Consider the following 19467-nt stretch of genomic DNA (forward strand, 5'->3'; position numbering starts at 1 on the left):
TTATGCCTCTCCCCATTGTTCGTAAATTAAGTCATTTAAATTGCACAATAATGGCATAAACACTTTTAATGCAATGGTTTCAAACTGTTGCCAATGGTCTTCAATATTTTCATAAACACGGTTGATATAAGGGTCGTTTGCTTCTGAATAACCACGGCTATTATTAAAGGTTTTAAGCGCTTCTTGCTGCCCTGCCGCACGTGTTTCAAAACTTAATTCATCTAACACATACACTCTCGGCTCTAATTTACACACCGCTTCACACCACTGAAACGCACTTTCAATAAAGAAAGGTAGTGCTTGTTGTAAACCTTGTTCATATAATGCAATTAATTCCGCTAAACGTTGGTGTGCATAATCCGCCGGGATCTCCTCAAAATAATGGCCTTTGGTTTGACCAAACAAGGTCGCATTAAGGTGTTGGCCGTGGACAATACAATAACTCAAATGCTCTACCCACAGTTTAAGCAGATCCTTACCTTTAATATTACCCGGTTTAATACGTACTAATCCATTTTCACAATGGTCATCTAACGCGCCGACTAAGCGTTTATCATTAAACGGAATATCCACGGCAATCTGTTCAATATCACCAATAAAGTAACTACTATAAATGCTCGCTAAATCCACCATCACCTGTAAATCTTTATTAAAAATAAGTGTAGCAAACTCACCAACAGGTAACTTACCTTGCGCTTGTAATCCAATATATAAAGCGGTTAAGGCTTGGTCGTCCAAACCATGTTTAAACTGTTCCGCTTTTAATAAGTATTGTTGTAAATTATCTAAGGCAAAGGGTTCATCGTTTTCTTGGTCGATATCATCCATCTCAAAGTACACATTTAAACCTTGGTTAAAGAAAGCACGACAAGGGTTCTGTAAAAAACGAATCAGCGCACTTAACTCTATTTGCTCGCTTTGTATCAAAGGCAAAGGTGTAAATAGTTCATCTTCACTACTCACCGCTTTATTAATCGCTTCCCACCAGCCTTGCTGATAAGTCACCTGTTTACCTTGGAAGTATTGCTCACTGAAGCTTTGCATTGGGTAATGATGGGTAAAAGCTGACAATAGTTCTTTTTCTAATTGACCATCATCTAAAGTTAAATCCAGTTGACTGGTTAACCTAAAGCTCTGCTGAATATAGTTAAGCAACTCACTCACTAACACGCTAGGCATTTTTTCACTGTTATCACTGATATCTTTACCAATGTAACTGATATAAAACTGCGACTGCGCTGACAGCATTGCCTCTAAGAATAAATAACGATCTTCATCTCGGCGTGAACGGTCGCCACGTTTTCGATGACCGACCATTAAATCAAAGCCCATTGGTAATAACGAACGTGGATACAAACCATCATTCATCCCTAACAAACATACCACTTTAAAGGGGATAGAACGCATCGGCATCAAGGTACAGAAATTCACTTGTCCTGCTAAAAAGCGTTGGCTATTAGACTGGCTAGATAAGTGCTCCTGTAAGTATTCAACCAACACCAATAACGATAAAGGCTGCTCAAACTTAGCTTGTTCAGTTTGCTCCACCAGCGTTTGCATCTGTTGACGAATCTGACTAAACAGCACACTGTTGTCTTCATCTTCTAAATAAAAATCATCAATCAGCTGGTTGATAAACAATTGCCAATCGGCACAACTTAAATCCTGTTGCAGATTAGACTCTAAGATAATCAGCGTATCAATAAACTCAATAAACCGCCCTAACAAATCCCCTTGCAAGCCTTGCACTTCATCATAAGGCGCAATACCTTCAAACAGCTCATCACTCATGGCATAGCCAAGCAGCATACGCTTCAAACCAAACAGCCAGTTATTTTGAGTCAAAGCGGGTAACTCCCACTGGGTTGCTGACTCATTATTTAACCCCCAACGAATGCCACTTTCGGTGATCCAATGCTGTAACAGGTCAAACTCTGCTTGCTTAATACCAAAACGATTCAACATCGCAGGTACTTCTAACAGGGCGAGAATATCTTCACGGGTATAACGGCTTTGATGTAGATTTAATAACTGTAAAAAACTCGCTAAAATAGGATTCTCTTGTTGCGCACTGACATCGGAAATAGAGAATGGAATCGACACATGGCTACTAGTACGACTAAACACCGCTTCCACATAAGGTGCATAGGCATCAATATTCGGCACCATCACAATCATATCTTTAGGCGTTAAGGTAGGATCTTGCTCAAACATCGCCAACAAATTATCATGTAACACCTCCACTTCACGCATCACACTATGACAAACATGCAAGCTAATTGAGTTATCGTCATCGGCCACTTCAATACGTTGCGATACATCATTTAAGGTGCTCAAGGAGCTATCATGTAACTCTAAAATATCCGCTTGAATATTGTGTAACAAACTATCGCGGTCAATATCCACAAAGGCATCAATCTCTTGCTGCTCTAAACTGTATAGTTGGTATAAAAAGTCGCGTCCCATTTTACCCATGGACGCTAATAATGGGTTACCCACTTCACTTTCTACATCACCACTACTTGCCCAGGCTAAATGCTGTTCATCCTTTTGCCAACTGGAGTCAGTTAAGACATTCACTTCACCCCCTTGCACATTCACCTTAGGACGAGACTGCGCAAAACGCTTGGCTAATAATTTCGGATCAACAATATCCCCCCAATAAAAACGACAAGGATTAGTTAATAGAAAATGCACATCACAATGTTCACCTAAACCCAATAGCGCCTGCAAATATGACTCAGGTAATGAAGAGATCCCGAAGACAAAAATACGTTTGGGTAAATGAGTCAATTGGTCAGTAGTTTTAGTGGCTAAAGTACTTAAAAAGTCTTGGTATAAACCCGCACGGTGATAAGCCTTACCCTGCGATTGAAACCCTTGTTTAATACTCGCCACCAATAAACGCCATAACTTGGCCTGCCAAAGATGCGTATTCAACCATTCAGGCTGCAAGTGTTCTAAGCTCACTTGGCTATCTTGCAGGGTTTCCCAATTATCAATCCACTCAGGGCGATACACTAAATATTGGTCAAAAATATCGGCGATTTTACCGCTTAACTGAAAACGCTTACGCAGGTGTGTGTCATCCTGCAGGTACTCTTTTAACGCACTAAAATCTTCATCTTCCAAACAGTCAGGCAATAGCTTCATTATCTGCCAAGTCATCGACTGTTTATTAAAGGGACTGTTATCCGGCACATCCTGTAATACATGTTTAAACTGCTGCCAAATAAAACTCGCCGGTAATGGGAAATCAATATTCGCCGCAATACCTGTAGACTGTGCAATTTCTAACTGCAACCACTGCGCCATACCCGGGCTTTGTACTAATATTGTTTCATTTTCAAAGGGGTTACTTAATGGAGATTGATTGATCAGCGCCAACAATAAGTCTTTAAGCAAGCTGATTTGATTAGAGTGATAAACTTGAAACACACGCACCACCTTTTGAGAAAGTTGTTTTGCTAAACTGAGATTTCTTAATCTGGTTTTTCTTAGTAACCCTAAAATAGCATAACTATCATTAGAGTAATTAACAGAGTGATGAAAAAGGTAAATTTAATCATTGGGTTGGGGTTGTAAGCAGCACATTAGTACTTTCTGTAATATAAATGAATGCACAATAAATCTATAGAATGAACTAGACGATTCAACATCATATAAATACGGCATTCATTACACTATTGATAAACGCTAGTAACCACTAATCACTGAAAAGAAAAAAGAGAAGTGAACAACAGCTCTAGTCCTGCTAATCATTTGCTATTTGCTGGCATGATTCGGGTTAATCTTTGATGTTAAAACATGATCTTGCCACGAACCAGCTATTTTAAGGTATGATTTTGCAAGTCCCTCTTTTTCAAAACCAAGCCTAGTTAAAAGGTGTCCACTACGAATATTTGACGGCATATAGTTTGCCATGATTCTATGAAGATCTGCTGTAATAAAAGCATATTCAATCGACTCTTGAAGCATTTCAAACATTAACCCTTTACCTTGATCTTGAACGTTAACTAAATAACCCAAATTACATGCTGAAATACTCCATGAACGACATTAGAAAAATGACAAGTGCATATAACGCTAGAGCGACTTTTATCAAGGCCAACAAGTGGAATAGATGTGCCAGACTGAAAGCTTTTAAGACTCAACGCTACGCGATTTTTAACAGATTCCTCAGCGAAATAATTTTCTGATCTTTTTGGTTCCCATCTTGACAAATGAACTCGATTATTATTTTCGTAAGTGATCAAAAGGGAGGAATTATCTGGTCTAAGCACAGTAATAATAAGGTTATCGGTAATTAGTTCGGGGATTGAATCTTTCACTTAATATTCTCTCTAGGTATAGAACGCCACATCAAATGGAAATGAAATGACTTATTCGCCTACTTTAATAAGGTTTGAATTGATCATTGAGGCCGTTTGCATCATGTTTAAATTTGTACTGCATGAAAGAACCTCAACAATACCGCGTTGGTTCACCTCTGGTTGATTTTGACTAAGTTTCCACTGCCCTGTTATTGGAACTACTTCATTTGCTATCACCATTATTGCAGGGATCATTTATTGGATATATTCATCAAGCGCGTCTGAAATAGACCAACAAAATTTTATGGATATCCACTATTTTTTCCCTAATATATAAAGTCGGAGATAACATAATAACAGTATCGTATTAGCAATCGGAACACGCGAACGTAGCGACGTATATAAGAAAGCTCTAAAATGCATGGACAACTAATTATTATTTAACGCCTCGCTCTGCAGCAATTTGCGAGTGAAGAAGGGAAATTACCTCCCAGTAGCGCGTTGCTAGACTTTTTCATCAGGGTCACTAGTATTTTCTTCATTTTCCAATTCTTTTAGTGCGTAATTATGAAGCCATACAAATTGCTCCAAGAATAGCTGACCTTTTTCTGCATCATCATCGTATAATCTTGGGAACTCATCAGGGATGTTCATTGCTTTAGGGAAACTTTCTTGGATTGTGTTTACTATTATTTCTGCATCCAACTCGCTTGTTAAACTATTATATTGTTCCCTTTCGAAGTCTGATTTATGAGAAACACCAGACTCCATACCCCACGCAGTTAGAACATATGAATCCAATATTCTGATCAGAGTTTCGGGGTCAATTGCAATTAATCTTTTTACATAATCATCAACATATTTATCCCGAACAAATTTATTTAGCGTATAGAAAATTGTCGGTATGGACTTAGGTGCTAATCTTGTTACATCTTCACTTTCTCCAAGCCTCTCGGATAGGAGATTACCCAAATGCTTACCAATGTCATCTACACATGAATTGGAAAATGCATCTTTCTCAGGTTTGTCTTCCTCTTCTCGTTTTAACCACATGAATATTTCAAGTTTAAATTCTAACGAAGGTGAGCAATCAATACAGCACTTAGATAATGGCACTCGATCCTTTTTTTCTATATTTTGTATTAAATCGCTCACTAGCATAGCCGCCTGAGTAAACGGTGTTGTCCAGCTATATAAAACATCAGGATTAGGAATGATATCGCTCTTCTGTGCCACAGCAACAGCCAGTGCCGTTGAAGCTTCAGGACTTATCTCACCTAATTTATTCCTAAGCTTTTTAATTAATTTTTCAGCTGTTGATACACTTACCACTTTATTCAAAGGATTACTTTCTGGTTGGTAAGATTTATCCCACTTTTCACTATTATTAGTTATATCCTGAATAGCTTTATCTGAAATATCGCCTCTAGGGATAGCATATGTGAAGTATCTTGAATAATAGTTTTCAGAACAGATTCGCTGACCATTATTCCATTTTTCATACCAGCTGGCACCATAGCTCATATTCCCATAGACAGATTTAAGTTTTGGGAACATATTTTTTAATAGTTCGATGAAACCTTCTTTGTTAATGTTTTTACCAGAGTTAAGGGCTTTATCTATAAGGTTTCTTATATGTTCCTTTTCTTTATCATTGTTCGAGTATTGGCTGTCTCGAAAAGTGCCTGTAAATAGGGGTTTATTTGATCTTAGTGCCTCATATAAGGAAGGGCAAAATACTCTTATCCCCTCTAAAAGCATTAAATCTATCGGATTTACCTCACCTTGTAGAATTGGCAAAGAAAACATTAAGGTGTTTCCGTAAAGCTTAGCTTTTCTAGGAGTTGTTAAGCAGTCATCGAACGCAGAGCTAAAGTCGCGAACAAATTCTTGAACTTGCTGCTGTGAGATTGTGATCCCTGCAATACTTATTGCTTCATCTACCCCCTGAAAACAGAATTCTCGAAGTACTTGTTTTTCAACAGCTGGTAAATGCAGAGGCACCTGAATAATCTTTTCTAGAAATGCTTCTCCTGCATCCTCAGCTGAGCTAGAGTAACGGTCTTGCAAAGATGCAGCGACTACATCTTTATCAAAAGCCAAGATATATGATGTATATTTAAAATCTGCCGTTAACTTAACCAATCTAAAAAGAGCATGTATTTCTGTTTTCTCTAGCCTATCTACATCATCGACTAGAATAAGAACTCGCCTTTTGGCTGACTCCAACTCACTTTCTATTCTCCTCTTCAGCTCTTCAATGCCCGGGCCTGAGATAAATGAACTAAATGCATCTCCAGCTCCCTTTGCGCCTACAATTGCACCAGCCCCAGGAGCTGCCTTTTTAACAAAATCCTTAAGTTTGTCACCTGTTTTAATAAGTTCTGCATCTAGCGCCTCAGCGATATCAAAAAAAAAACCTGTTAGCAATTCATCTTCTGTTCCGAAACGCCAAGGGTTAAATTTTATGCATATTACATTTTCATCAGTTTCAAGAGATTTTTCGATAAAGTTGAGTACAGATGTTTTGCCGTCGCCCCATATGCCATAGAGTCCAATAACAATACTACTTGGATCGCTTCGCTTTGAAATTACTTGTGCAATTCTTTGCGAGAAGTTCCAGCGGGAAAATCTATCTTGATCTTCTTCGTATATCGGTGAATCAGAGGAATAGTTCTTATCTTCCATATCTTTCCTTTAGCCTAACGAGGCTGAAGAATTTATCATTCTCACCTCGAATTTTAATTATGCAAACACAGTATTTTATATTTAATTTAGATTCAAATAGTTTATTGATTTTTCAATAAATGACTGATTAAGTTGAGTTATAAAGACGTTTGTGAAGCTAATTAAAAAGTACTGAGAAAAATGGGGGTCAAGTCTTTCATTTTGAATTATCTTTCAAGAGAAAAAACCTACTCATGCAATTTAAAATACTGAGAAAACAATAAGTATCAAATAGTTACAATAAAACCTTACTCAATTTGGCTGCAACTCCCCCACCGTTGAACTTTCCCAAATCATTCTTTGCTTTTAGCAAACCCAAACAGGATGTTTGGGTTAGGCTCGTTCTGGCCATGGATGGCCAGCAAGAGACGCTGCGTTAAAAAACAATGAAGGATTTGGATAAGAAAGTGATTCGGTGGCCAGTTTCTTTGCCTCCTTTCTGTTCTGGTAAAAGAAAGGAGGTCGCCGAAAGGGTGAAACTTCAGTAAATAATCTACAAAATGACTGGATGAGCGCAGACGAAGCATATTCAGATGCTTTCAACTAATGTAAATATTAAAAACAAGCAGGCTAAAAAAAGGAATCGCAGAGCTCTTCCGCTCGTGATACTAGTCTATCGGCTAACTCTCCCAGCGCCCCAAATAAACCTTACTCAATATGGTTGTAATTCCTACACCGTTGAACTTTCCTAAATCATTCATTGCTTTTAGAAAATGCCAAACAGGATGTTTGGCTTAGGCTCGTTCTAGCCATGGATACTCCGCAAGAAAAAAGTACTGAGCAGCCAAAAATTTAAATATTTAAGATCACACAGTTACAATAAAACGTTGCTCAAGATGGCTACGTCCACTTCCCCGTTGAGTTTTTCTGAATTAATGAGTGACTTTAGCAAGGTAAGGCATGGAGCGATTTATGCGACAGCATAGTTAATGAGCGGGCTAAGCTCTGCGTGCCCTTTGCCGTTGCTAGCTCAGTTCGCCACATGGACGTGGCGTATGAGCGGTGCGTTAAGAAGGTACTCATTCATTTAGAATAAAAAACGAATTGGGGCGACTTTCTTTTGGTTCTGTTTTCTTTGGTCGTATACAGAAAATGAACTCGCCGACAGGGCGAATAGAAAGTTAATAAAGAACGATCTGACTTGATGAGCGCAGACGAAGCTTATTCAGATGCTTTCAACTAATGTAAATATTAAAAACAAGCAGGCTAAAAAAAGGAATCGCAGAGCTCTTCCGCTCGTGATACTAGTCTATCGGCTAACTCTCCCAGCGCCCCAAATAAACCTCAGTAAATAATCTACTAAATGACCTGACGAGCGCAGACGAGAAACCATCTAATCAATCGTTAAACTTTTAAGAAATAGAAATCCCCCCTATCAATAAATATCCAATGCGAAACAGAACAATGTGAACTTATCTTGTTGATAGTTGACTCAAAGACAGTAATTAACTCTCTAGAAAGGAAAGCCTAAATGAAATTTTCAACGTTAATCATGGTATGTGGATTAGTCTTTACACAACAGGCATTTGCACAAAATAATGGGAAAAACACCTCTGATTGCCACTCACAAAACGCAAATAATAACAAAGCCTGTACAGCCACTAACAATACCACTAATAACAAAAACAACGTGAATCAACAAGGTTCAAAAAGCGTTGTTCAAACAACCACTAAAACGACCGTCACAACAGAGCAGAAAGTGAGTAATGGCTCAAAAGCTTCGACTCAAGCCTCTAAGACAACAGCACACTCATCAAAAACTGCTGTAAATACACCGCAAAAAGTACAACAAAAATCGGTAACCACAACGCATAAAACGACGACAAAAGCAGTTTCAGGACGCTCTTTAGTATTGCAAACACAACAGCAATTAAACCGTCTTGGTTATAAAGCGGGTAGCGCGGATGGCTTAATGGGTAAAAACACACGAGAAGCGATTAAACGCTTTCAAAAGCAACACAACATTCGTGTTGACGGGAAGAGCACTTCAGCACTGTTAACAATGCTGAAAAAAGCAAACCATTAATAATTGATCGCTTAGCCTGAGCGAATACAACTGAGCACTAGATAAGTTTTTAACTTGTCTAGTGTCTTTGTAACAAAGCCTAAACCTTAGCGTATTTGCCGTCACAGGGCTTTTATTACGTCGTTAAGTGAAAGCTGACACTATCACATATCACCTATCTTTAAGTGCCTCCGCTAAATAATTGACAAAGGCTTTTAGCTGACTGGGAATAAACTTCGACTGTGGATATTGTGCAATAATACCGCCTTGATAATTACCTAATGTCCTCCATTCAGGTAGCAATTGTACAAGTTGCTTTGAATCAATCTCTTTAGCCACTGAGAAATCAGGAAACAGTGCAATACCAATACCTTGAAGTACTGCCTCTCTACGAATTTCACTATGATTAACAGTAAATGTGCCTTGAACGTTTATTTCACACACCTGTTTTTCATGCTGGAACTTCCATTGACGATCTTTTGTCACCTCACCGAGTACGATGCAATTATGATCTTTTAATTCCTTCGGGTGTAACGGTGTGCCGTGTTCTTTTAAATAAGCGGGCGTGGCACATAATAGCTGTTTGCAATGACCTAATTTTTTAGCCACCAGCCCTTCTATTGGACTATCTGTAATGCGAATAACTAAGTCTACTTCATCACCAATCGGATCAATAATGTGATCGGCCACTTTAAAGTGAAAGGATACTTTTGGATAGAGCTTTAAAAAATCCATGACCATTGGCATCAATACTTGTCGTGACAGTGCTTTAGGGGCAGCAATACGTAGCGATCCTGTAATATCTGTCTCATTAGATTGTGCTGCTGAAACAGCCATTTTGGCAGAGGCTAGCATGTCTCGGCATTGTATAAAGACTTGCTCACCTGTAGGGGTTAAACGCATTTTTCTGGTAGTTCTTTCTAGCAATTTTTCTTCAATAGCGAGTTCTAAACGCGCCACACTGCGGCTGATTGATGAGGGTGAAACGCCAATTGCTTGAGCCGCTTGAGATAAGCTACCAGACTCCACTACTTTGACAAAAATAGCCATTTCAGAGAGAAGCGGAATCAATTTATTAATGTCCACAGCGCAATTATCCTTTCCATTTATTAGTATTGTTTCATATAAGTTAATTATTAATACTCTGCTTGTCAAAATCATTATTAGAAAGAGTCGTTATGAACACACTAAACAGTACAGCAAGCAACGCGGTAGATAAGCGTTCAGGTTTCATTTTCACCGAGTATTTACCTAAATTTCCATTAACTGAAATGTTGTTACTATTGGTCGCTATTTTTTGGGGAACAAGTTATGGGTTAACCAAAGAGGCGCTTATCTTTACTAGCGTATTGTTGTTCATTGCCATTCGTTTCTCGTTGACCAGTTTATGTATGGCACCGGTTGTGTTTAAAGAGTGCCGAGCTGGTAGAAATAAAGATTGGAAAGTGGCGATTTCAAGCGGCCTAATTTTGTCTGCTATTTTCTTATTTGAAGTTTATGGTATTTCGCAAACATCAGCCTCTAACGCGGCTTTTTTAATTAGTTTATCGGTCATTTTAACGGCTTTTTTTGAGCCTTTAATTAACCGCTCTAAGATCTCACCTTCATTAATTTGGTTAGCCATCTGCTCTATTGTAGGCGTTTATTGTTTAACTCACTCTGGCTCTGCAACAATAACGCTCAACACAGGCGATTATTTCATTTTATGTGCAGCTATCTTGCGTGCTGTGATGGTCACTGTGACTAAGCGATTAACTGAAGGTAAAGATATTACTACCTCTACGCTGACTGCTATTCAGTCATTTATTGTTGCGTTCAGTGCGCTTACCTTATGTTTTATAACACAGCCTTTTAGTGATATTCACTTGCCCAGTGCCATGTCATTTTGGTTAACTATGGCTTACCTTGTGTTGTGTTGTACTTTATTTGCTTTTTGTATTCAAAACTACGCAATCAGAAAGATATCGCCTACTAAAGTATCTTTGTTGATGGGTAGCGAACCGTTATTCGGGGCTTTATTTGCAGTAGTTTGGTTGAATGAGTCATTTACTGTATTGCAGATGATTGGCGGCGGATTAATTCTTGCCAGTGTGTTGGTGACTTCAATGAGAGCAAATAAATAGCGGTAGGTACGACATAATCATTAACACTATAGAGACTATGTCATTACAAAGCAGTGTTAAAAAATGGTCGTACTTATCGGTTAACCAATGCCTTGGTTAGTTAGATTAGATAAGTACGATAAGCTGATGGCAGTAAGCACTTTAATTAATGGATGCCGTCAATGCTTTATCTATATTTTGTTGCTCAATGATTTTATCTGTATTGAGTTGCTCATTGGCAAATCTAGGACCGCCACCGCCACCTGGACCACCGTGAAATAAAGGAGCACAAGCTGACATCCCTACTGTAGTCAACAGCGTGACACTTAACACTAGTAATTTTGAATGCTTCATAAAAAACCCCGTTATAAAAATCAGATCACTTTCGCGTAACGTTTTAAGTGATGTCGAATAGACTAGATTAGCTATTTAATTGGTATAATACGCCTGCTTTTTGCATCTATCAACACAGAGGTAGTTTGATAATTCAACAAATTAAAGACAAAAAAAATCCGTGTTTGCTAAAAACAAACACGGACTCTTTAAAGCAGATAATTAACTATTATGCGTACACTGGGTGTGCGCCACAGAATTTAGCTACTTTCACTTTTACTGCTTCGATAGTAGCAGCTAGTTTTTCTTCGTCTTTGATTGAATCAAGTACGTCACAAATCCAACCAGCTAGTTCAGTTGCATCTTCAGTGTTCGCACCACGACGAGTGAACGCAGGTGTACCAATACGTAGACCAGATGTAACAAATGGAGAACGTGGATCATTTGGTACAGAGTTCATGTTCACAGTGATGTGAGCAAGACCTAATGCAGCATCAGCTTCTTTACCAGTGATGTCTTGAGCAATCAAGTCAACGAGGAAAAGGTGGTTTTCAGTTCCGTTAGATACGATTTTGTAACCGCGATCTTGGAATACTTTAACCATTGCTTTAGCGTTTGCTAATACAGACTCTTGGTATGCTTTAAATGCTGGTTCAGCACACTCTTTGAATGCAACCGCTTTAGCAGCAATAACGTGCATTAATGGACCACCTTGGCCGCCTGGGAATACAGCTGAGTTTAATTTTTTCTCAATTGCTTCGTTAGCTTTAGCAAGGATAAGACCACCACGAGGACCGCCTAATGTTTTGTGTGTTGTTGTTGTTACAACGTCAGCAAATGGTACTGGGTTAGGGTAAAGACCCGCTGCCACTAAACCAGCAACGTGTGCCATATCAACGAAAAGGTAAGCACCTACTTTGTCAGCGATTTCACGGAATTTAGCCCAATCTACGATACCTGAGTATGCAGAGAAACCAGCAACGATCATTTTTGGTTTGTGTTCAACAGCTAGACGCTCAACTTCAGCGTAATCCAGTACACCTGTATCTGGGTTGATACCGTATTGAACAGCGTTGTAAACTTTACCAGAGAAGCTAACAGATGCACCGTGTGTTAAGTGACCACCGTGAGCAAGGCTCATACCTAAAACAGTATCGCCAGGTGTACATAATGCAGCGTAAACCGCACTGTTTGCTTGAGAACCAGCGTGTGGTTGTACGTTTGCGTAATCAGCACCAAATAAAGATTTAGCACGTTCGATTGCTAGAGATTCAGCAACGTCAACGTACTCACAACCGCCGTAGTAACGCTTACCTGGGTAACCTTCAGCATATTTGTTTGTTAATTGACTACCTTGCGCTTCCATCACGCGTGGACTTGTGTAGTTCTCTGACGCAATCAGCTCAATGTGATCTTCTTGGCGTTGAACTTCATCCGTCATTGATTTCCATAATTCTGGATCGTAATCAGCAATATTCATATCTCGGTTAAACATGTGCATCTCCTGGTAGGAATTTAAAGTATAAGTCAATTTATGGTGCGCATTTTACGCAAACTTTACGCTATTGCATAGAGCAATGACGTGAAATATATCGTTACTCAACGTGAAGATTGGTAATAATTAAAAGCAAATGCTTGGTTATTGATAAAAAGGTTAATAACCAAGCAGTTTTTAGCACAATATAAAGATTATACGATGCGTTCAGGAACGGGATCATGTGCAGGCGTGATTACAATAGCTATCGATTTTGAATTTGGCGTGAAGGTATAATCACCATGGTTAGCCAATGCCACTAGTGGATTGGTTTCAGGATAGTAAGCCGCAGCATTACCCATTGGAATATCGTATGCTAATACCGTAAAGTTAGTCACTTTCCTGACTACTTCATCGCCCCATAATGCTTCAATATCCACTTTGTCACCTGAAGTTAATCCAATCGCACTAATATCTTTTTCATTTAATAAGATAATATGACGGTCACCACTTAAACCTCGGTACCTGTCACTAAAGCCGTAGATAGTGGTGTTGTATTGGTCGTGTGAGCGAAGCGTCTGTAAAACAAATACGGGGTTTTTACTTAATGCTCGTTGAGAGGCTGGCACGATTGCTTCAGGCAAAGGCGCACGATGGAATTGTGCTTTTTGATCACTGGTATTCCATTTGTATTCCGCCGCTGAGTTACCTAAATAAAAACCACCTGGATTTGCAAGTCGTTTGTTCATATCAGTAAAACCAGGAATAGTTTGACTGATTAAATCACGAATACGATCATAATCTTCTATTAACGCTAACCAATCTACAGGTTCATTGCCCAATGTAGCATGAGCAATACCAGCAATAATAGCAGGCTCTGAACGCATCTTTCTGATATCACTTTTCACCACACCTTGAGAGGCGTGAACCATTGAGAATGAATCTTCTACTGTGATTTTTTGCGGCTTACCCTGTTGTAAATCGATATCTGTTCGACCTAAGCAAGGAAGGATTAGCGCATCTTTACCTGGATATAAATGTGTTCGATTTAATTTAGTCGCGATATTAACAGTCAAATTACAACGACTCATGGCTTGTCTAGTAACCTCTGTATCTGGCATCGCTGCAGCGAAGTTACCACCTAAACCAATAAACACTTTACTGTCACCACGCAACATCGCTTCTACCGCTTGTACCGCATTATGGCCATGCGCTTGTGGTGGCTTGAAGTTAAAGGCTTTTTCTATGTTGTCTAATAATGTTTGTGGTGGTTTTTCATCAATGCCCATGGTGCGATCACCCTGTACATTTGAATGACCACGGACAGGACATAACCCCGCCCCTTTTTTACCAATATGACCAAATAATAACTGCAAATTAGCCAGTTCATTAACCGTTGCCACAGAATGCTTGTGTTGCGTAATCCCCATTGCCCAGGTAATAATCACGCGTTTAGCATCTTGAAAAACCGTCGCCGCTGATTTTATTTGATTTTTAGATAAACCAGATTGCTCGGTAATTAATGACCAAGGTGTTGCTTTAACCTCTGCTAAGTATGCTTCTAAACCACTGGTGTGTTTTTCAATGAATTTTAAATTAAACACACGGTCACCATTTTCAACGGCTTGTTCATGGCGTTTTAATAAGACTTTAACCATACCGCGTACTGCGGCCATATCACCACCTAAATTAGGTGAGAAATATTGGCTAGTTAGTTTAGTTGAACTACCAAACATCATATCTACTGGAGACTGTGGGTTCGCGAATCGTTCTAAACCACGCTCTTTTAATGTATTAAAGGTGACAATATTAGCGCCACGATGTGCAGCATGATTTAACGTATGCAGCATACGAGGGTGATTTGTACCGGGATTTTGTCCAAATACAAAAATAGCATCGGCATGTTCAAAGTCGTCTAAAGTAACCGTGCCTTTACCAATCCCAATGGCTTGTTTAAGCCCTATACCGCTTGCCTCATGGCACATATTTGAGCAGTCAGGGAAATTGTTGGTACCGAATTTTCTTACAAATAGCTGGTATAAAAATGCAGCTTCATTACTTGCTCGCCCCGAAGTATAGAACTCAGCTTGATTAGGGCTTTCCAAACCATTTAAGTGTTTAGCGATTAACTCAAAGGCCCCTTCCCAACTTATTTCTGTATATTTATCGGTTTCTGCATCGTACATTAAAGGTACTGACAAACGACCTTGGTCTTCTAAGAAGTAATCTGTTTGAGTACGCAGCGCAGTCACTGAATATTGCTCAAAAAACACTGGTGTTAAGCGACGAGATGTGGCTTCCCAGTTCACTGCTTTTGCACCATTTTCGCAAAATTTAAAGCGGTCTTTTTTACCTTCTTCACCCCAAGCACAACCCGGGCAATCGAAACCATGGTCTTGATTGGTCTTTAATAAATTTAATACATTTTTTGCAACATTTTCACTGTGTAATAAATGTTTACCGGTACTAACAAGTGAACCCCAACCACCAGCGGCACCTTTATATTTTTTAACGGTCATGATTGCCTACCTATTGTTTTAATGAGTCTTTTTTAAACGAAAATCACCATGGTAGACGTTGCAAGTATGATCCCTCACAAACCCTATTAAGGTGATATTAAATTGTTTTGCAACGGCTACCGCTAAACTCGAGGGTGCGCCAATCGCCACTACCACAGCCATTTTAGCGGCAACCGCTTTTTGCATTAATTCGAAACTAACTCGTCCGCTGAGCATTAATATATTTTGCTTACTTAATAAGTCTTTGGTGACCAACTCGCCAATTACCTTATCCACGGCATTATGACGCCCAACATCTTCATGCACTGCTAAACATTCGTTTAACGTAAAGACGCCCGCGCTATGTACGCCACCCGTTGCTGAAAATAATGTTTGCTGTTCTCTTAACTGAGAGGAGAAAGTCAGTACTTTTTGAATCGGCAACCATTCAGGCGTTTGGTCAATATTCAGGTCAAAAGTATGCGCTAACTTTTTTACATCGTTGGCACCACAAATACCGCAACCAGAATGGCTAACAAATTGTCGTGTTAATGATGACCAATCTAGCTCTACATCATCATCTAAAAGGACATCACATTGATTAAACTCTTCGTTTTCAATGGCTTTTATCTGTTTTTTGTCTTGAATAATTGCATAGGAAAGTAGTAACCCTGTCACCAGTAAGGCATCTTGCCCAGGTGTTCTCATGGTTACCATAAATGTTTTTTCTAATGGTTGTTGAGTTTCTTTACACGTCCAATGTAATACGATGTTTAACGGCTCTTCACTGATCACGACATCTTCACTCAAGCACACATCAATATCTCCCTCGGGCATTAATCGATAACGTTGTCGATTAACATACTGATAGGACTTTGTACTCATTACTAACCCTTGATACTTTGATTTTTTAAGAAGAAGATTCAGGCTGATACTGGTGATTGACAACCAGTAGGAGGATGATTCATGGTATTCTGCTTTATAACATATTATTCACAATTTTTTTAGGGGTTATGAAGAATTTTATTAAAAATAATGATGGAAATTAATCAACAGCCCTCGCAATATATTTTTACAGAAGATTGTCTGACCCCCATCAAAATATGCAGCCGATATTGAGTATCAAAGATGAGAAAGCATCTGCATGTCTGGTTAACAAAAGGACTTTGAATTTATGTAAAAGTACATACAAATTTTATAATGTTTTCTTGGAGCAGATAAAAAACTAATAGAATTAAATAACCTTGATTTTCTATCAATATCTATTGCCTCAGTCGAATACCTTCCAAAAATAAAGTCTACATTTATACAGCATGAGAGAAAATCATGACTGCCGATTCCTTACACTATCAATCGATAATTATTATCTGTATTCAATTTCTAAATAAGTGTTATTTTTCTTTTTCTATTCCAATGCTTGTTTCTTTTCGCATTTTTGCTCACCTAGGCCATATCACTCTGTTGCTTGTTGTTCGGTAGATACTTACAATAGCTGGCAATTATTTTATTCATTATAAAGGATTCCCCATGGCTCAAGCATTGCCTGATAAGTTCATTTATTCTATGTCGCGCGTTTCTAAGGTAGTTCCACCTAAGCGTACGATTTTAAAAGATATTTCATTAAGCTTTTTCCCAGGCGCTAAAATTGGTGTACTTGGTCTAAATGGTGCTGGTAAATCTACCTTATTACGCATTATGGCGGGTATTGATCAAGAATTTGAAGGTGAAGCGCGTGCATTAACAGGCACTAAAATCGGTTACTTACCGCAAGAGCCAGTATTAGACCTTGAAAAGAGTGTGCGTGAAGTTGTTGAAGAAGCGGTTGCTGAAGTTAAATCAGCATTAACTGAGTTAGATGCGGTTTACGCTGCTTACGCTGAAGAAGATGCGGATTTTGATGCACTAGCAAAACGCCAGGGTCAATTGGAAGATATTATCCAAGCCCATGATGGACATAACCTTGATAACCAACTAGAGCGTGCTGCTGATGCACTGCGCCTTCCAGCTTGGGATCAACCTGTAAAAGTATTGTCTGGTGGTGAACGTCGTCGTGTTGCGTTATGTCGTCTACTGCTTGAAAAACCAGATATGTTATTACTCGACGAACCGACTAACCACTTGGATGCTGAATCTGTGGCTTGGTTAGAGCGCTTCTTACATGACTATGAAGGCACTGTTGTGGCGATCACTCATGACCGTTACTTCTTAGATAATGTAGCAGGTTGGATCTTAGAGTTAGACCGTGGTTACGGTATTCCATGGGAAGGTAACTACTCTTCTTGGTTGGAGCAAAAAGATGAGCGTTTAAAACAAGAAGCATCACAAGAGAAAGCGCGCCAACGTCAAATTGAACAAGAGCTGGAATGGGTTCGTTCAAACGCTAAAGGTCGTCAATCTAAAAGTAAGGCACGTTTATCTCGCTTTGAAGAACTTAATAATCAAGACTTCCAAAAACGTAACGAAACAAACGAGCTATTCATTCCAACGGGTCAGCGTTTAGGTGATCAAGTCATTGATGTTAATAACTTAACTAAATCATTTGATGGTCGTGTATTAATTGACGATTTAAGCTTCAGTATCCCTAAAGGCGCGATTGTCGGTATTATCGGTGCCAATGGTGCAGGTAAATCAACGTTATTTAAAATGTTAGGTGGCACAGAACAACCTGACTCAGGTGAAATTATTGTTGGTGAATCAGTTAAGATGGCGAGTGTTGATCAGTTCCGTGATCACATGGATGACAAGTTAACTGTATTTGAAGAAGTGTCTGGCGGCAGTGATATTATCCAGGTAGGTAACATTGAAATCCCAAGCCGTGCTTACCTAGGTCGTTTCAACTTTAAAGGTTCTGACCAATCTAAGATTGTTGGTGATTTATCTGGTGGTGAGCGTGGTCGTTTACACTTAGCTAAACTGCTTAAATCTGGCGGTAACCTATTACTTCTGGATGAGCCGACCAATGACTTAGATATTGAAACCTTACGTGCACTTGAAGATGCGCTACTAGGCTTTGCGGGTTGTGCTATGGTTATTTCGCATGACCGCTGGTTCTTAGACCGTATTGCAACACACATCATCGATTACCGCGATGAAGGCCAAGTTAACTTCTACGAAGGTAACTACACGGATTACGAAGCATGGTTGAAGAAAACCTTAGGTGCAGCTGCAGTTGAACCAACGCGTGTGAAGTACAAACGTATTAGTTAAACTAAAAATAATAAGCGTAAAACAAAAAAACCATTCAAATTGAATGGTTTTTTTATGCATTAAGTTTTATTTACTTAAAGATTAGCTGACCTTTTTACGACGGCTAATAGAAAAGCCCAGTACCGCTAAAGCAAAAAGCCCCAACATAGCAGGTGCAGGGACTGCAACTGGAGCGGACACTGAAAAGTTATTTACAATTAATTTCGACTTTTCTAAATTATCATTAACGTTGAACACCCCTACCGTATAGGTTAATAGACCTGACTCAGTAGCAGTCCATTCGAAAGACCCCGTTGTCCAGTCTGGTGTTGATGTATCGGCAATCCAACTAAGATCACCTAGGCTTAAGTTAACAAATGCAAAATCATTAAAGTATGAATTTGAATTTTCAGCGCTGTACCACAACCAATCAAATGAAAATACTGAGCCTGTATCAACGGTTACACTATTTTGATACGCAGATCCAGATTTGGCATTACCCGTTGAAATATTGTCAAAAGCATTTTTATCTACGCCTGCAAAAGCACTCACTTTACTATCGCTCTTACCATTAGTAGAGTAGATCAGTGTGTAATCTTGAAATGTTTGTACATTACCGATGCTGTTAACACTAGAGGTATACTGGCCACTTGTACTATGGTTAATCACTGTTGCTTGTGTCGCCATTGAAAATAATAACGGCACTAATATTGAGATGATTTTTCTCATGAATCTATTCCTGTAAAAATTAAATTAGGCAAAAATACCTATAAAGAAGCATGTTAAGCACTAATCATACCAAAACTAAAACACATTGATTATAAAGGAA

General features: G+C 39.0%; 12 protein-coding genes. 3 read left to right on the forward strand and 9 right to left on the reverse strand.

What is annotated here, in order from left to right:
• From recC to DS885_RS02875, 3 genes are all read right to left on the reverse strand, one after another.
• Complete coding sequence (recC, locus tag DS885_RS02860) at positions 1–3438, reverse strand: exodeoxyribonuclease V subunit gamma (protein ID WP_113817897.1); 3438 nt, start codon at positions 3436–3438, stop codon at positions 1–3.
• Between the two features lie 327 nt (positions 3439–3765).
• Positions 3766–3987 carry a GNAT family N-acetyltransferase gene (locus DS885_RS17715; RefSeq protein ID WP_258546831.1) on the reverse strand — a complete coding sequence of 74 codons (222 nt, stop codon included), beginning with the start codon at positions 3985–3987 and terminating at the stop codon, positions 3766–3768.
• A gap of 830 nt (positions 3988–4817) precedes the next feature.
• Positions 4818–7001, reverse strand: a complete 2184-nt coding sequence (locus DS885_RS02875; RefSeq protein WP_113817899.1) for a KAP family P-loop NTPase fold protein — start codon at positions 6999–7001, stop codon at positions 4818–4820.
• 1510 nt (positions 7002–8511) lie between these two features.
• Here DS885_RS02875 and DS885_RS02880 point away from each other — a divergent pair.
• Positions 8512–9066, forward strand: coding sequence for a peptidoglycan-binding domain-containing protein (locus DS885_RS02880; RefSeq protein ID WP_113817900.1), 555 nt, complete (start codon positions 8512–8514; stop codon positions 9064–9066).
• Between the two features lie 150 nt (positions 9067–9216).
• Here the strand turns inward: DS885_RS02880 and DS885_RS02885 are convergent, their stop codons facing one another.
• A complete protein-coding gene (locus DS885_RS02885) occupies positions 9217–10131 on the reverse strand; it encodes a LysR family transcriptional regulator (protein ID WP_113817901.1) in 915 nt (304 codons plus the stop codon).
• Positions 10132–10223: 92 nt separating this feature from the next.
• Here DS885_RS02885 and DS885_RS02890 point away from each other — a divergent pair, with 92 nt between their 5' ends.
• Positions 10224–11168: a DMT family transporter gene (locus DS885_RS02890; RefSeq protein ID WP_113817902.1), complete on the forward strand. Its 945-nt coding sequence runs from the start codon at positions 10224–10226 to the stop codon at positions 11166–11168.
• A gap of 141 nt (positions 11169–11309) precedes the next feature.
• Here DS885_RS02890 and DS885_RS02895 read toward each other — a convergent pair whose 3' ends face one another.
• The 4 genes from DS885_RS02895 to fdhD form a co-directional block, all read right to left on the reverse strand.
• Complete coding sequence (locus tag DS885_RS02895; protein ID WP_113817903.1) at positions 11310–11501, reverse strand: hypothetical protein; 192 nt, start codon at positions 11499–11501, stop codon at positions 11310–11312.
• A 208-nt stretch (positions 11502–11709) separates the two neighbouring features.
• Entirely contained in the window at positions 11710–12975 is a 1266-nt protein-coding gene (glyA, locus tag DS885_RS02900) for a serine hydroxymethyltransferase (RefSeq protein WP_113817904.1), read from the reverse strand.
• Between the two features lie 194 nt (positions 12976–13169).
• A complete protein-coding gene (locus tag DS885_RS02905) occupies positions 13170–15473 on the reverse strand; it encodes an FdhF/YdeP family oxidoreductase (protein WP_113817905.1) in 2304 nt (767 codons plus the stop codon).
• Between the two features lie 18 nt (positions 15474–15491).
• The gene (fdhD, locus tag DS885_RS02910) at positions 15492–16337 is read right to left on the reverse strand and encodes a formate dehydrogenase accessory sulfurtransferase FdhD (RefSeq protein WP_113817906.1); all 846 of its coding nucleotides are present in this window, start codon (positions 16335–16337) and stop codon (positions 15492–15494) included.
• Between the two features lie 642 nt (positions 16338–16979).
• Here fdhD and ettA point away from each other — a divergent pair.
• Positions 16980–18659 carry an energy-dependent translational throttle protein EttA gene (gene ettA, locus DS885_RS02915; RefSeq protein WP_113817907.1) on the forward strand — a complete coding sequence of 560 codons (1680 nt, stop codon included), beginning with the start codon at positions 16980–16982 and terminating at the stop codon, positions 18657–18659.
• 81 nt (positions 18660–18740) lie between these two features.
• Here ettA and DS885_RS02920 read toward each other — a convergent pair whose 3' ends face one another.
• Positions 18741–19367, reverse strand: coding sequence for a PEP-CTERM sorting domain-containing protein (locus tag DS885_RS02920; RefSeq protein WP_113817908.1), 627 nt, complete (start codon positions 19365–19367; stop codon positions 18741–18743).
• Positions 19368–19467: the final 100 nt, after the last annotated feature.

The organism is Psychromonas sp. B3M02 (assembly GCF_003318165.1).
In the GTDB taxonomy this organism is placed as follows: Bacteria; Pseudomonadota; Gammaproteobacteria; order Enterobacterales; family Psychromonadaceae; genus Psychromonas.